This is a genomic window from Kitasatospora sp. NPDC086801, assembly GCF_044745805.1.
GTDB lineage: Bacteria > Actinomycetota > Actinomycetes > Streptomycetales > Streptomycetaceae > Kitasatospora.
The window spans coordinates 1-14,022 of sequence record NZ_JBIVAX010000049.1 but is presented as its reverse complement, the minus strand read 5'-3'; the positions used below and the strand labels follow the sequence as shown (position 1 = coordinate 14,022).

The following is a 14,022-nucleotide window of genomic DNA, read 5'->3' as shown; positions in this document are numbered from 1 at the left end:
TTCATGACGCGCGATGGCCGGGTGGGCCGCTACTCAGCCGTCCTGTTGTGATCGGAGGTCGTCGGCCTCGGAGAGGTTCTCTTGGATCATCGCTCGGAAGAACTCGCCGAACGAGGAGTATCGTTCGACCTCCGCGCCGGCGATCCAGATCACCGGCGCCGGGTCGTTGGTCTGAGGTACCGGCATCACAAAGAAATCCACGGTCGTTGTGGACAGTGCGATCGGAAGCAGTGACTCAGGATCAAGTCGGGAGCCGGCGAGCTCGTCCGGCTCAAGGGTCTTTACCAGCTCGCGCGCCATTGTCATGGGCGATCCGAGCAGCTCCGAGGTGCCGAACAGGTCCACGTCCTGCATGAGTGCGGGCCAGCCGTCTGCCTGGAGTAGGAAGGAGGCATACTCGGGGTCGATTCGGTGTCCCAGTCTGCGGGCCACCTCCTCCACCCGCTCCGGGCTTGCGGGGGGCCTGGGTGTCTCACAGCGCCACAGGCTCTCCACATCGGCGGTGCGGACCTGAGCTTTGGCCTCAGTCATCCGCTGGATCTCGGAGCGCCAGTCGATCATTGTTGGTCCCTGTTGTCCACTATGACGAATCGCTTGGGTTTGCAGCCTACTGGGCAGCGTTGGCCCTGAGCGGAGAGGCTGCTGTTCACTGTCATATGCATGTCGATCCAGGTTGGCGGGGTTCCGTGCCCCAGCCACATGGCGTCCGGGGCGTGGCCCGCGACTCCGGTGTACGGGGTGCTCGCCTTTTCGGCGCGCTTCCGCTCCTTCTTCGCCTCACGGGCCGCCTCGCGGCGGATTTTGCCAGCGGTCGAGACGCGGCCGGTCGGTGACAGGAGCCCCTTGCTGATCGCGTCGTTCGCTGCCTCTACATATGCCTCGAACTGCCCGACCTGGTCGTCGGTGGCCCAGTCCGGGATGCGGACCTCGGCTTCGCCGTCGTCGCTGCAGTTGTGTACGAGGACCGGCGTGGTGCCTGCCAGCACATAGTACGTGTGCTACGCGGAAGCTGGGGCCGGAAATGCGCAACACCCGCCCGCCGAATGACCGGCGGGCGGGCGATTTCCAACATAGGGCTCTAGCGCCATTTAGAGCAGCGTTACGGAACCGGCCATGGGGCCCGGCCGGGTTCGGCGTGGACACACACTAGAGGACGATGTGCAAGCACCATGAAATCCACAGCGTCGCGCGCATCTGCTCCGATCTCCCAAACCAGACGATCGAACCAAGAATAGACGCGCCCCGATCCGGAGATGTATATATGCGCGCCGCTCAGCCATCTACAGAAAGGTGAGAAATCTTCTCCGTAGAGAGACTCCAGCCGCAATGCTTCTGCACGATGCCGAACCCCCCAGCCTGCCGAGAATTGAATAGGGTCAGAATTCATGAAGCACGCGCCAGGATGATCCACCGGCTGAACGGACAGCCCGTACAGGTTCTGGTAGAGCTCGGAAACTTGCTCGCCGAGATGATATCCAGCCTCTCGGAGAGCGCCCACGACGGGTGCCACATCGACACTCCGGTCTATGCTCCATCCCGACTGCATAAGCGCATTCTGGACCTCAGGGAGCAGGCCTCCCAACCCGAATCCAAAAGTGTTACCCAATTCCCAGGTTCCCCTGCAGTCGAGCGCAACGACCGCAAGGCCGCGCCCTATCGAAATGTTCCCACTGTCCATCGAGATCGTCGCTCACGTGAACAACGTCCATCTTACCTCCACGCGTTGCCGCCATCCCCTCGGCGTTGTACGCCTTGATCAGGCACTTCGTCTCGGCGCAGCCACCATGATGGTCATTCTTCGGATCCTTGAAGACCTTATTCATCTCGTCTGGAACCTCAAGCTGCTCGGCATTGTGTGCCCGGTATACCTTCCCGGTCGGCGAGGTGTATTCGGCCGCATAATCAGCGCGCGCAATCTCGGCCTTGTCGGCGAACTCCTCAAAGGTCTCACCACAGTTGTGAACGAGTACTGGCGTGGCGCCCGCGAGCACATAGTACGTGTGCTATGCGACCCCTCTCCACCTGCTTTTTCGCAGGTCAACGGTGGTTTGACGGTCCGTCGGTGTTCGTGGATGTGCGCTGGAGTCCGTGGTTGTTGCCGTCGCTACTGCCGTCAGAGGTGTAGACCGGTAGTGCTGTCGTCGGCGGCGCGCGTGATCCTACTGCCAGGCTCCGGGCTCGGCGCGGACGACGGTGCGCGTGGTCTGCTCGTACGCCTGGTGGCCGGTTTGCGCGCAGTGGCCGGCGATCCAGCGCGTCAGCTCCTCGGGGGTGTGCAGCTGGCCGGAGGCGGCAGCGCAGTCCCGTTCTTCGCCGGTGACGCAGACCGCTTCGAAGGTCGGCAGTGCCATGGGGTCGGTCACGGTGGTCACGTGGTACTCGCGGAAGCGGTAGCGGGTGGTCTTGCCCATCAGTCTTCCCCCTGTTCGGCAAGGGGGCTGGCGTTCGCAGGCTCATCCTCCTCGGCTGCCTCCTCCTGCGGCGCCGGGATGCGCTGGCCGCGCGACTCTGCGACCCTGAGCGCGTCCGACAGGGCCTCGGTCAGCCGGCAGGCGAGCCAGCGGTATTCGATGGCCGACTGCGCCTTGGCTCCGGGGGCCAGGATGCCCCGGGCGTACTCCAGGAGTTCCTGTCCCATGCCGAGCTGGACGGTTTCGATGCCGTCGGCGAGCGTCGAGATGTAGCCCTTGCCGTCGGTGCTCAGGTAGCAGGGGCGCCCGTCCTCGGTGGTCCAGGGCAGCAGGCGGGGTCCCGCCATGCCCGACGCCGCTTCGTGCAACTCCCTGCGACGCAGACGGTCCGCGTCGCTCCTCGGCATACCCACAGTGGATCTCCGGCCTCGGTCGCTGGAACAGGACACGGCGACCGTAACGACCTGACCACACCTCAATCCACGGGCCCAGCAGGGCAGATCACAACGCAAGGTCCGCGAACTGCCACGCTACGTAGCAGCTATCCGACGACGCCCAGGTAACCGGCCATCTCGCGCATGTCGCTGGTCAGCGTGCGCTTGCGCTTGCTCAGGATCTCCTGCATCGTCTCGGCCGCCGAATTCTGGTGCCTCAGCCACTCGGGGGCGGCCTCACGAGCGCGGGTCAACTCGTCCATAGCCGCCGACAGGTCTCCGGTCCGCGTGTGGGCGCGCGCCATGTCCAGCGTGAAGCGATTCCCGTCATTCGTGCTCGGCCTGCCCAGTCGCTTCCACGCCTTCGGCGACAGCTCGACCTCTTCACCCGCCTTGCGCACCACCGCACGGGCATCCCCGACGACCATGGAATCTTCGAGTGCCTTGATGGCAGCGGTCACCGGCCCGAAGACGGACCAGTGCCGGGAGACGTTGCGGTGCGCCGTGCCGACCGCGGTTGCCGCCACCCGCGCCGCCCTGCGGTACTCCTTGGCCTCGTCCGGGCGGTTGTTGCGTGCCGCCGCGGCTGCGGCCTCCATGGCCAGACCGCCCCACACCGCGTAGTGGTCGGGCTCCGCTCCGGTGATCTTCGGCTCCACCACGTCCATGCTCTGGGCGGCGATCCGTTCCGCCTCCTCCAGCCGGCCCTGCCGCACCAGCAGCCAGCACATGCAGCCGACTCCGGAACCGGCCGCGAGCATGTCCCCACCCTCCCGGGCGTCCGTGATGGCTCCTCGCAGGGCTGTGTAGGCGATGTCGTACTGCCTCACCTGCGTGAGGTACGTGCCGGCCAGGCGCAACGCCTCGGCGCGGGCGAGCAGGGCCTGCCGGTGCTCCTCGCCGCTGTCGTAGTGGGCGACGGCCCGCGCGGCGTCCCGCAACAGGCCGGGCAGTTGGGCGGCGACGCTCTTGTAGCTGTCGGAGAAGTACAGCACCCGCGCGTCTCGAACCGTTCGAGCGTAGGCCCGCAGGTTCGGTTCCTCGCCCACGGCCTGGGCGTCCTGGTCCACAAGCCCCACCGCTGGAGTTAGCGCGGCGCGAAGCTGGATGAGGTTGAGCCGGTTCGGCTCCTCCGCCCGCCCTACGGGCTCCGGTGCGTCGGACGCCACGAGTGCCGCCGTGGGGATGCCCAGAGCACGGGCCAGAGCGTGAAGCGTCTCCATGCGGACCGTTCCGCCTTGCTCGACCTTGCGGACGGTCGCCGGGGACAGGCCCGCCGCGTGGGCAAGCTCCTCCTGGCTCATCCCAGCCCGTCGCCGGTACTTCCTTACGTTGTCCGCGAGTTCCATCGTCATCTGCTCACCACCTCCAGCGCCACGGTACGCCTGGTGGGCGAACTGACCGGGCTCTCGGGCAGATACCCACCCGGGACGGTGACCTACCGCCACGCGCGACGTCGGGCACGCGGTTGACTGGAACGGCGCGGCGCCGGAGCCTCCGGCAGGCTGCGGGCCTGAGCGGGACGGGTCCCTCGTCGGTCGGGCAGCTTCGCCGGACCAGGGTTCTCCGGGGGCCGCCAAGGCTCACCTGGTGACGCTGGCGCTCGGCCTTGGCGGCCTCCGGGGGTTCCTGGTACGCCTCCGGGGACCGGCCGGCGCGGGGCACGACCCGCGACCCGCGACGACTCACCACGGCGGTGCCGCACCAGTGCTCGGCCCCCGGTCCCTCGGAGGGAGGGCAAGGGTTGAGGTAGAGCCTTGCGGACTGCGCTGCTCTCGCTGGTGTTGCGCGCCCGGACGGGCGGGGGTGCCGCTGAGCGGGGCGGAGACAGGAGCGGGCGGCGGCCCCGCTGGGCCGGAGCGCGCGCGGCCCGCGACAGCGGGCCGCCTTGATCCAGTAAAGAAACTCTGAACAGCTCGACCTGCGCCCTTTGCCCCGAGCTCCATCTCTGCTGGCCGGACTCGGTGGAGCTACCAGCGCTTGCGGCCCTCATCGAGCCTGTCGCGAAGTCGCTGGGCAGCGTTCTCGTCCGGCTCGCCACGCAGGCGCTTGCGCTGCTGCACGACCGCGGTCATGGCCTGGACGTCGGCCATCGCGGCTTCGTACTCGGCGCTAGCCTTCGCCAGGCGCTCTTCCGCGCTCTCCAGCTCGGCGGCAACCTCTTCGTCGCTCTTGCCGCTGAGCCGTACGGCTTCCTCATCGGCCCGCCGTTGAGCCGCCATCTCTTCAAGGCTCTCGTGGTAGCGCTTCATGAGCTGTTCACGGGGGCTGGGAGTCCGGACGAACACGCCCCGGCCTTGGACGGAGTAGATCAGCCCTTCATCCTTGAGCTGCCGAAGCGCGTTCTGCGCAGTCGAGTTGGCGATGCCGAACCGGTCTTGCAGCTCGCGCGCGGAAGGCAGCTTGCCACCAGGTGGCAACCGCCCGTCCTGGATCTCCTTGCGCAGGGCGTCTGCGGTCTGGACATAGGGCGGGCGGGGGTCGTCCGGGGCAGGTTTCCAACCAGTGAGGAGACCACCGAGCCCGACGTACACGGGATCGGACATGTCGGCGCCGGCCTCTGGGGACTCCTCCTTGGCCGCCCGTACGTAGCTGCCCCTGCCCAACACGGAGTAGATCAGGCCCTCGTCCTTGAGCAGGCGAAGCGCGTTCTGCACCGTCGAGCTGGCGATGCCGAAGCGTCGTTGCAGCTCGCGGGCGGAGGGAAGTTTCTCGCCTGGACGCAGCTCACCCTTGTGGATCGCGGTACGCAGAACCTCCGCCGCCTGCACGTACGGCGGCCGGGGGTCCTCTTCCAGGGGCAGCGTCATGCCTCCGAGGGTAGCGGCCCTTCCGCACCCACGGCATACCCGCGCACCCGCGCGTACCCGGGCACCCGAGCGTGCCGCCCCGTACTAGGTGTGCCGATGCGTTGCGGGTGTGACGAGTCGTATCGTATGGTTCTGGTGGGTCGAACAAGCGACTCCCGAACAAGGGAACTGCCATGGCTATGACCAGGATTCGCGTCGGACTGCTGCCCTCGGCCGTCTGCATGACGGGCACCGACGCGACACCGAAGATCAAGGACCCGCAGACCGGGGAGATCGCCACCGACCGTGAGACGGGCGAGCACCTGTTCACGGTCACGGTGATGCTGATGGAGGAGGGACGCGCGGAGATCATGAAGCTCACCGTCCCCCAGTCCGGCCTTCCCGACGGACTGAAGCCGGGTGTCATGGTGCGACCGGTGGACCTGTTCGCCACCCCGTGGGCCCGGCTCTTCAACGGCCAGCTCTCCGAGGGCATCGCCTACCGGGCGGGCCGCCTGGATGCGGTCAAGTGATCTGCACTGCAGGGACGTTGGCGCACCCGCTGCCCGTTCCGACCGGCGCCGACAGCCGGTTCGCCCTCGGGTTCATCTACGACGTGGAAGGCGTGAAGTGAAGGACGTGAACGAGACCGCCCCGGTCCTGATCGGGGCGGTCCTCGCCCTGGCGGCGCTGTGGGCCGTGGTGAGCATCGTCCGCTACCTGCGGGTGGACCGCGAAACCCGGGCGAGCATCCGGCAAGGGGTACGCATCCGGTTCGGGTGGGAGCGACTGGCCAAGATGGCGGGCCTGTCAGTGACTGACAAGACGCCGACGTTCCTCGCCGAACTGGTCAGCCGCGAGGGTGAGACGCCCAAGCCCCGGGTTCTGGTACCTCGGATCAAGGTGAAGTCGGACCGGTTCGGGGTGGTGGTGCGGGCCAAGTGCCTGCCCAAGGTGGGGCTGGAGGAGTTCCAGCGCTCCGCGCGCTTCCTCGCCGATGCCTGGCGCTGCACACGGGTGTCCGTATTGCCGGACGGTCCCGGGCGGGTGGTGATCCGGGCCGTGCGCCTGGACCCGCTCATCACGGCGACCGAGCACGCCCCCACGGGCACGGTGCCCAAGAGCCTGGACACGTGGGGGCTGGGGCTGGACGAGTACTCCGAAGACGTCAGCCTGCCCCTGGCGAACGTTCCCGGGGTGACCGTGGCCGGCCTGCCCGGCTTCGGCAAGACCTCGCTGATCAACAAACTCATCTGCGACCTGGCACCCTCCGACGCAGTCCAGTTCGCCGTGGCGGACGGCAAAGTCTCCACCGCCCACGAAGGGGACTACGCCGATCTGACGCCCCGCCTGTTCGCCTTCGCGGGTGACGACCCGGAGGAAGCCAACGCGCTCTTCAAGCGCATGGTGAAGCTGCGGCGAGGCCGGTCCTCGTCCATCCGCGCCGTCCTGGGGGTGAAGAACATGTGGCACGTCGGGCCGTCCCGCATCTGGCCGCTGACGATCCTGATCATCGACGAAGCGCACACCTACTTCCGCGAGTACAAGGGCAACGACGCCGAGACGAAGAAGCTGGCTGCCCTGTCGGCGGAGAACGCCCGGCTGGTCGAGGACCTGGTGAAGAAGGGCCGCAGCGTCGGGATCATGGTCATCCTGGCCACCCAGAAGGCGACCGGCGACGCGATCCCGACGTTCATCCGGGACGTGTGCCCGCTGGGGCTGTCCTTCGCGCAGAAGACGGCGGAAGCCTCCGTGGCCGCGCTCGGGGACGACATCCGCAACTGGCCGGACGCGAACCCGGTCAATCTCCAGGACCCGGCCTACGTCGGGGTGGCCTCCATGGGAGTGCAGGGCCGTCCGGGCTTCACCCGCGTGCGCACGCCGTACGTGTCCGACGCCGACGCAGCCCGGATCGCCGACGACACCGCCCACCTGACCGAAGACCCGGCCGCCTATCTCGACGTCTACCCGGGCCCCGTTGGCTGGAAGCCCGCCTTCATGGACGACGACGCCGACACCCTGATCACCGAAGCAGCCTGACGCCTGTAGTAACTCACCATCCAGAGAGGAGTGTTGGCCTGATGGCCGAGGATCGCCTCACACAGCGCACCGTGACCGTGGTCATGGCGGTCATCGCCCTGCTGGCGTTCGTGTTCTCCTTCGGCAACGTCTGGGCACTGGCCCAGCGCTTGGGAGTGCCCCACCCGGTCGCGCCGCTGATCGCCCCCATGGTTGACCTGTCCGTGATCGGACTCCTCGTCGGCCTGCGCTCGCTGTCCCTGCGCGGTGTCCCCCAGGAGGAGCTGACGGCCGCGACGCGGTTGATGCACCTGTGCGGCCTGCTGACCCTGGCCCTGAACGTCGCCGAACCTCTGGTAGTCGGACACTACGGCCGTGCCGCTGTCGATGCGGTCGCCCCGCTGCTTCTGCTCGGCTGGGGTCAGGTCGGCCCGCAGTTCCTCCGCCACTTCCACACCCTGGCCGCCCCGGCCGTGGAACACCTGCCAGCCCGCCCCGATTCGCTCGGCCCGACGCCGGAACCGGTCCTCGCGTCGCCCTCCGAGCCGGCGCCTGCCCCCGCTGCGATTCTCACCGCTGAGCCCGCGCCTGCTCCCATGTCGGCCAAGACGACCGCGCCCGGCGCGCTCCCGGCCGTCCCCGAGGCCCTGCTGATCGCTGCCCGGCGCATCGCCGAGACGCACCACGCCGAACAGGGCGAGCACATCACGCCCGGTCAGCTGAAGGCCCGCCTGGGCGTCACGCTGCCGCTGGCCACCGCCGCACACGCTCAGCTCTCCGCCTGAGCCCCGCCGGCCCCTTCCCCACCTGACCGACCCCGCCCAACCGGGCTCGGTTCGCCATGCCCCGAGCAGCACCAACACGCCCTCCTGCCTGGCTGGTTGCTGCTCGGGGACACCCCGCCCACAGAAGGGACACACCCCGAATGGTCACCCTGGACCCGCGCCACGTGGCAAGCCCCGCCCTGCGGGACCTGATCCACCTCGTCAACCTGCCCGACTTCGACCGTGCGCACCAACAGATCGACCGCCTCGGCGGCTGCACAGAACCCGTGCGCCTGCTCGGCCAAACCACCACCATCGACACGGCAACCGGTGAAGTACTGCGCTCCTACAGCACCACCAATGAGCCCACGGGCAGCCTGCTGACGGCCTGCGGCAACCGCCGCGCCTCGCGCTGCCCGGCCTGCTCCCGCGTCTACGCTGCCGACACCTTCCACCTGATCCGGGCGGGCCTGACCGGCGGCAAGAACGTGCCGGACACCGTCCGCACCCACCCCCGAGTGTTCGCCACCCTCACCGCGCCGTCCTTCGGCCCCGTCCACAACCGCTCCACCGACACAGCCGGTGCCCTGCGGCCCTGCCGCTGCGGCAAGCGCCACGAACCCGCGGACGCGCTGCTCGGCACGCCGCTGGACCCGAAGACCTACGACTACCCGGGCGCGGTACTGTTCAACGCCCACGCCGGAGCCTTGTGGGCGCGCTTCACGATCTACCTGCGTCGCGAGATCGCCGCCCGGCTCGGCCTGACCCAGAAGGCGGCCCGCGCGGTCCTGCGCGTCTCCTTCGCCAAGGTCGCCGAGTACCAGAAGCGCGGCCTGGTCCACTTCCACGCCGTCATTCGCCTCGACGGCCCGGACGGAAGCACCCAGCCCCCACCGCCGTCCGCCACCGTGACCATGCTCGGCGACGCCATCCGGGCCGCCGCCGCCCGCGTCTCGGTCAGCGTCGTCTCGGACGCGGTCGGGGAACGCGAACTCGCCTGGGGTGAACAGCTCGACGTGCGCGAGATCGCCGCCTTCGGCGCCGACGCCGAGCTGACCGATCACACGGTCGCCGCCTACGTGGCCAAGTACGCCACCAAATCAGCCGACTCATCCGGCGCTCTCGACCGCGCACTGTTCTGCCGCCCCTGCCAGGGACGCGGCATGACCCTGGCCTCACACGGAACCCCACTCACGTGCACCACGTGCACCGGCACCGGACAGGCCCGGCCGCTGCCCCGTCTCGCCGTCGAACGCCACGTGCGGCAGATGATCCGCACCTGCTGGGAACTGGGCAAGCGCCCGGAGTTCGAAGCGCTCAAGCTCTGGAAGTGGGCGCACATGCTCGGCTTCCGGGGCCACTTCTCCACGAAGTCCCGCTGCTACTCCGTCACCCTCGGCGCTCTGCGCGACGAACGGCGCGATTGGCGTGCCGAACAGGCTCGCGCCCACGCCGGCCTGCTCGACCTCGACCCGAGCACGACCCTCGTCATCGGCCAGTGGGCCTACCACGGCTCGGGTTACAGCCCCGGCGCGGAGCTCCTCGCCGCCGCCGTGTGGCACCGCAGAGAGCTGGAACGGCAGTTCACGGCAGAGGGCGGCTGCTGATGGCCACACGCCTCGGGCCAGGTACGGGCGGAGAGCTGCTGACGGTCCCCCAGGTCATGGCCCGCCTCCAGCTCAGCCGGTCCGCCGTCTACGACCTGCTCCGCTCCCGGCAGCTCGCCTCCATCACCCTCGGCCGCTCGCGCCGCATCCCCGCCCATGCCCTCAACGACTTCATCCGGACCCGACTCGAACAGGACGCCGCCTGATGACCTCCCCCCGTGACACCCCTGCCTCGCGCCGCAGCCGCGCCAACGGCGACGGGACCGTCTACCAGCGCAAGGACGGCCGTTGGGAGGCCGCTGGCTACGTCCTCGCCCCCGGCGACACCCGCAAGCGCGTCCGTGTCTACGGCATCACTCGCAAGGAAGCGCTGGCGAAGCTCACCGAGAAGATCGCGGCGAGCAACCGCGGCGTCCCCGTGGTGTCCGCCCAGGGCAGCCTCGGGGCGTACCTGACGTACTGGCTGGAGAACGTCGCCGTCCACCAGCTCCGCGAGACCACCCACACCCGCTACACCGCCTGCACGAACCGCTACCTCATCCCCGGCCTGGGAAAGAGGAAGCTCGCCAAGCTCACCGCCAAGGATGTCCGCGCCTGGCTCAACCAGCTCCGCACCACCTGCCAGTGCTGCGCTCGCGGGCTCGACGCGGCCCGCGACCAGCCCCGGTGCTGCGCGACCGGCACGTGCTGCGGCAAGCGGCTCTCCCCGCTGACCCTCGCCTACATCCACTCCGTACTCAAGTCCGCCCTGGAGCACGCCGTCCGGGAGGAAGAGATCCCGCGCAACGTCGCCCGCAACGTCCGCACCGGAACACCCCGGCCCCGCCGCTTCGAACCCCTCACCGCCGACGAGGCCCGCACCTTCCTCACCGCTGCTCAGGGCCATCGCCTCCACGCGCTGTTCGAACTCGCCCTCCGCACCGGACTCCGCAAGGGCGAACTCCTCGGCCTGCGTTGGGAAGACCTCGACCACACCAGCGGCACCGCCAGCATCCGCCGCACCCTCCAGCGCACACGCACCGGCGGCCTGACCACCCTCCCCACCAAGACAGTCAGCTCCGAACGCCGCATCGCCCTCCCGGCCCCCTGCCTGCTCTCACTCCGCGCCCACCGCAATCAGCAGGCCCAGGAGAAGGAGAAGGCCGGCGCGAGCTGGGTGGACAACGGCCACGTCTTCACGCGACCCGACGGCCACCCCATCGAACCCGCCACCCTCACCCGACACTTCAACGCACTTCTCCGCCGCGCCCACCTCCGCCAGATCCGCTTGGTGAGTCGGCCCGGGGCGCGGTGCCGGGATTGCTCCCGGTCCGTTTCCCCGGACCGCTCTCCGAACCCGGCGTGCGACTCTCACCGCACCGGGCTCTCCACGGTTCCTGCCGTCAGGCGGGGTTCGCAGGGGGCCATGGGGTTGGGATCTTGTTGCCCCGGTAGGTGTAGCGGGAGACCGACACACCCTCGATCCGGAAGTACTCGACCCCGTCCGCTGCGATCCTCCACCGCCCGGAGGCGGCGAGGTGTCGGCGGACCTGTCCCCAGTTCCAGCCGTGGCGCGCCCGCAGCATGTGGACCAGCCTCCACCAGGTGAAGTCATCCAACTTGCTGAAAGTGCGTTTGGCCACGGCGTACTTGAAGTAGTTACCCCATCCGCGCATGATCTGACCGAGTCTGGTCAGAACCGACGCGAAGTCCTGCTGCGATGTCTTGTGCGTAAGGGCACGGATCTTCGCCCTCAGCGTCCGGACGGGCCGGGTCGCGATGAAGGTGTAGACGTACCACTTGTTCGTCCCCCTCTTGCGCTTCCACCGGATGCGGAAGCCGAGGAAGTCGAACCCGTCGCTCATGTGAACCACTTGGGTCTTGGCCGGTGACAGCCTCAACCCGAGCGGAGCCAGCGCGACGGCGACCTCTTCGCGCAGCGCTTCAGTGTGCTCGCGCGCGCCGTGCACCAAGACGACGAAGTCGTCCGCGTAGCGGACCAGCCGCCACGTCGGTCGCCCCTTGGTGTGCCGGTAGTCGCGCTTGCCGCGGGTCGACATCGCCCCGCCCGGCTTCCACGGCGCCATCACGTGCTCGTCGAGCACGCTCAGGGCGATGTTGGCCAGCAGCGGGGACAGGATGCCGCCCTGCGGCGTGCCGGTCACTGTGCCCTGGTAGTCGCCGAGTTCGGTGAGGATCCCGGCTTTCAGGAACGCTTTGACCAGTGCCAGGACGCGTTTGTCCTTCACCCGAAGGCGCACCCGGTCCATGAGGGCCGCGTGGTCGATCGAGTCGAAGCACGCCTCGATGTCCGCGTCCAGCACCCAGCGGTAACCGCGGGTGCCGAAGTGGTGGATCTCAGCGATCGCGTCCTGGGCACGCCGCTTGGGCCGGAAACCGTACGAGCACGGCAGGAACTCCGCCTCGAAGATCGGCTCCAGCACCAGTTTCAGCGCCGCCTGGACGACCCGGTCCGCAACCGTCGGAATCCCGAGCTTGCGGACCCTCCCCGACCCGCCCGGTTTCGGGATCTTGCGTTCCCGCACCGGAAGCGGTCGGAACGAGCCGTCCTTGAGTCCGGCCCGCAGGTCGTCCAAGAACCCGGGCACGCCCACCTGCTCCGCGACGTCGGCGACCGTGAGGCCGTCGATGCCAGGCGTACGCGCGCCCTGGTTCCCCGCGACCCGGTCGAACGCCACGATCAGCGTCGCCGGGTCACACACGAAGTTGTGAGGTCGGCCCGGGACGCCCTGCTGGTGTTGCCACCAGTGGGTTTCCCCGGACCGCCTCCCGCACCCGGCGTGCCCGTCTCCAGGCACCGGGCGCTCCACAAGTCCCGTGGAGGTCCGAACAGTTCAGATCATGCCCGCCCACGGCGTGGGAATCGCTGTCCCCCGGTAGCGGTAGCGGGTCGTCCGCATCCGTCCCGGATCGAACAGCGCCGTATCGCCCTCTGATGGCCACCACTGGCCCTGGCAATACCGGCGGCGCACCTGCTTCCAATTCACACGCGGGTGTTTTCGGTGCAGCCAACCCATGACCCTGCGCCAGGTGAACGCGCGCAGGAAGTGGAAGGTGGCACTCGAAACCCCGGGCTGAAAGTAGACACACCAGCCCCGCAGCACAGGATTGAGATTATGCAGCAGGACTTCGAGCGGCAGGTTCTTGTCCAATCGGCTGATCGTCTTCACCTTCCCCGTGACGGATTTAACCGCCTTCTTGCTCGGGTAGGTATAGACGTAATGCTTCGCCGTGCCCCGCTTCTGGTGGCGCTGGATGCGCCATCCAAGAAAGTCAAAGCCCTCATTGATGTGCACCAGCGTGGTTTTCTCCTCCGAGAGACGCAAGCCCATCGTGGAAAGCACCTCGGCCGCCTCGCCGCGAATCGCCTCAGCATCAGCCCTGTCACCGCGAACCAGGGCCACCCAATCGTCAGCGTAGCGGATTAGCCGAAATGATGGCTCTCCGCGCCGCTGCTGCCGGGTCATCCGTCTCTGGTCTCGGTGGCGCCGAGCGAAATGCTCATCGAGAACGGACAGTGCGACATTAGCGAGCAAAGGTGACAGAATTCCGCCCTGTGGCGTTCCCATGTGCGATTCCCTGAAAAGCCCCTCTCTATTGAGGATTCCGGCCTTCAGGAACGCCTTGACCAGCACCAAGACGCGCTTGTCGGAGACCCGTAGCCGCACCCGGTCCATAAGCGCCGAGTGCGAGATCTCGTCAAAACACGCCGCGATATCACCCTCCACGACCCACTCGTAACGGTGGGGCGGGCTGGCGAAAGTGCGGATCTCAGCAATCGCGTCATGTGCTCGCCGATTGGGCCGGAATCCATACGAGCACGGCTCGAAGTCCGCCTCGAAAATAGGCTCCAGCACCAGTTTCAGCGCAGCCTGAACCACGCGATCACGCACAGTGGGAATACCTAGTACTCCAGCTGTAGATCACGATCATGCTTGGGTCGCGGCTTGGCGTCTGTAGTGACTGGCCTGGGAACGGGCTTGATGACGACGTCTCCA

The 14,022-nt window shown here is 68.0% G+C and carries 15 protein-coding genes and 1 pseudogene; 6 read left to right on the top strand and 10 right to left on the bottom strand.

The features are described 5' to 3' along the window. Positions 1 to 33: 33 nt before the first annotated feature. From ACIPLC_RS33260 to ACIPLC_RS33225, 8 genes are all read right to left on the bottom strand, one after another. Positions 34 to 561 (bottom strand): SMI1/KNR4 family protein, encoded by a 528-nt coding sequence (locus ACIPLC_RS33260; protein ID WP_400476759.1) that lies wholly within the window; start codon positions 559 to 561, stop codon positions 34 to 36. Next, positions 558 to 986, bottom strand: a complete 429-nt coding sequence (locus ACIPLC_RS33255) for a hypothetical protein (RefSeq protein WP_400476758.1) — start codon at positions 984 to 986, stop codon at positions 558 to 560. The genes ACIPLC_RS33260 and ACIPLC_RS33255 overlap by 4 nt, the downstream gene beginning before the upstream one ends. A gap of 113 nt (positions 987 to 1,099) precedes the next feature. Beyond that, on the bottom strand, positions 1,100 to 1,678 hold the full coding sequence (locus ACIPLC_RS33250; protein WP_400476757.1) for an SUKH-3 domain-containing protein: 579 nt from the start codon (positions 1,676 to 1,678) through the stop codon (positions 1,100 to 1,102). Further along, a complete protein-coding gene (locus ACIPLC_RS33245) occupies positions 1,599 to 1,991 on the bottom strand; it encodes a hypothetical protein (RefSeq protein WP_400476756.1) in 393 nt (130 codons plus the stop codon). Before ACIPLC_RS33245 ends, ACIPLC_RS33250 begins: the two co-directional genes overlap by 80 nt. 168 nt (positions 1,992 to 2,159) lie before the next feature. Next, positions 2,160 to 2,411, bottom strand: coding sequence for a hypothetical protein (locus ACIPLC_RS33240; RefSeq protein ID WP_400476755.1), 252 nt, complete (start codon positions 2,409 to 2,411; stop codon positions 2,160 to 2,162). Next, entirely contained in the window at positions 2,411 to 2,818 is a 408-nt protein-coding gene (locus ACIPLC_RS33235; RefSeq protein ID WP_400476754.1) for a hypothetical protein, read from the bottom strand. Before ACIPLC_RS33235 ends, ACIPLC_RS33240 begins: the two co-directional genes overlap by 1 nt. 134 nt (positions 2,819 to 2,952) lie before the next feature. Then, entirely contained in the window at positions 2,953 to 4,200 is a 1,248-nt protein-coding gene (locus ACIPLC_RS33230) for a helix-turn-helix domain-containing protein (protein ID WP_400476753.1), read from the bottom strand. A 615-nt stretch (positions 4,201 to 4,815) separates the two neighbouring features. Further along, positions 4,816 to 5,655, bottom strand: a complete 840-nt coding sequence (locus ACIPLC_RS33225; RefSeq protein ID WP_400476752.1) for a GntR family transcriptional regulator — start codon at positions 5,653 to 5,655, stop codon at positions 4,816 to 4,818. A gap of 179 nt (positions 5,656 to 5,834) precedes the next feature. On the opposite strand from ACIPLC_RS33225, the gene ACIPLC_RS33220 reads away from it, so the two are divergent. The 6 genes and pseudogenes from ACIPLC_RS33220 to ACIPLC_RS33195 form a co-directional block, all read left to right on the top strand. Further along, entirely contained in the window at positions 5,835 to 6,167 is a 333-nt protein-coding gene (locus tag ACIPLC_RS33220; protein ID WP_400476751.1) for a hypothetical protein, read from the top strand. Between the two features lie 166 nt (positions 6,168 to 6,333). Further along, on the top strand, positions 6,334 to 7,674 hold the full coding sequence (locus ACIPLC_RS33215) for an FtsK/SpoIIIE domain-containing protein (RefSeq protein WP_400476750.1): 1,341 nt from the start codon (positions 6,334 to 6,336) through the stop codon (positions 7,672 to 7,674). Between the two features lie 41 nt (positions 7,675 to 7,715). Then, positions 7,716 to 8,438: a DUF2637 domain-containing protein gene (locus ACIPLC_RS33210; protein ID WP_400476749.1), complete on the top strand. Its 723-nt coding sequence runs from the start codon at positions 7,716 to 7,718 to the stop codon at positions 8,436 to 8,438. 140 nt (positions 8,439 to 8,578) lie between these two features. Further along, a complete protein-coding gene (locus ACIPLC_RS33205) occupies positions 8,579 to 10,024 on the top strand; it encodes a replication initiator (protein ID WP_400476748.1) in 1,446 nt (481 codons plus the stop codon). Then, positions 10,024 to 10,230: a helix-turn-helix domain-containing protein gene (locus tag ACIPLC_RS33200; RefSeq protein ID WP_400476747.1), complete on the top strand. Its 207-nt coding sequence runs from the start codon at positions 10,024 to 10,026 to the stop codon at positions 10,228 to 10,230. The genes ACIPLC_RS33205 and ACIPLC_RS33200 overlap by 1 nt, the downstream gene beginning before the upstream one ends. Beyond that, positions 10,230 to 11,291, top strand: a pseudogene (locus ACIPLC_RS33195) (tyrosine-type recombinase/integrase); the annotation flags it as partial. The gene ACIPLC_RS33200 and the pseudogene ACIPLC_RS33195, both read left to right, overlap by 1 nt. 115 nt (positions 11,292 to 11,406) lie before the next feature. Here ACIPLC_RS33195 and ltrA read toward each other — a convergent pair. Together ltrA and ACIPLC_RS33185 are read right to left on the bottom strand one after the other, a co-directional pair. After that, complete coding sequence (ltrA, locus tag ACIPLC_RS33190; protein WP_400476746.1) at positions 11,407 to 12,702, bottom strand: group II intron reverse transcriptase/maturase; 1,296 nt, start codon at positions 12,700 to 12,702, stop codon at positions 11,407 to 11,409. A 156-nt stretch (positions 12,703 to 12,858) separates the two neighbouring features. After that, positions 12,859 to 13,917 carry a reverse transcriptase domain-containing protein gene (locus tag ACIPLC_RS33185; protein WP_400476745.1) on the bottom strand — a complete coding sequence of 353 codons (1,059 nt, stop codon included), beginning with the start codon at positions 13,915 to 13,917 and terminating at the stop codon, positions 12,859 to 12,861. Positions 13,918 to 14,022: the final 105 nt, after the last annotated feature.

Coding starts and splice junctions, on each gene's coding strand:
- ACIPLC_RS33200 (WP_400476747.1), top strand. CDS start 10,024: ATGGCCACACGCCTCGGGCCAGGTACGGGCGGAGAGCTGCTGACGGTC.
- ACIPLC_RS33205 (WP_400476748.1), top strand. CDS start 8,579: ATGGTCACCCTGGACCCGCGCCACGTGGCAAGCCCCGCCCTGCGGGAC.
- ACIPLC_RS33240 (WP_400476755.1), bottom strand. CDS start 2,411: ATGGGCAAGACCACCCGCTACCGCTTCCGCGAGTACCACGTGACCACC.
- ACIPLC_RS33230 (WP_400476753.1), bottom strand. CDS start 4,200: ATGACGATGGAACTCGCGGACAACGTAAGGAAGTACCGGCGACGGGCT.
- ACIPLC_RS33250 (WP_400476757.1), bottom strand. CDS start 1,678: ATGGACAGTGGGAACATTTCGATAGGGCGCGGCCTTGCGGTCGTTGCG.
- ACIPLC_RS33260 (WP_400476759.1), bottom strand. CDS start 561: ATGATCGACTGGCGCTCCGAGATCCAGCGGATGACTGAGGCCAAAGCT.
- ACIPLC_RS33235 (WP_400476754.1), bottom strand. CDS start 2,818: ATGCCGAGGAGCGACGCGGACCGTCTGCGTCGCAGGGAGTTGCACGAA.
- ACIPLC_RS33210 (WP_400476749.1), top strand. CDS start 7,716: ATGGCCGAGGATCGCCTCACACAGCGCACCGTGACCGTGGTCATGGCG.
- ACIPLC_RS33220 (WP_400476751.1), top strand. CDS start 5,835: ATGACCAGGATTCGCGTCGGACTGCTGCCCTCGGCCGTCTGCATGACG.
- ACIPLC_RS33225 (WP_400476752.1), bottom strand. CDS start 5,655: ATGACGCTGCCCCTGGAAGAGGACCCCCGGCCGCCGTACGTGCAGGCG.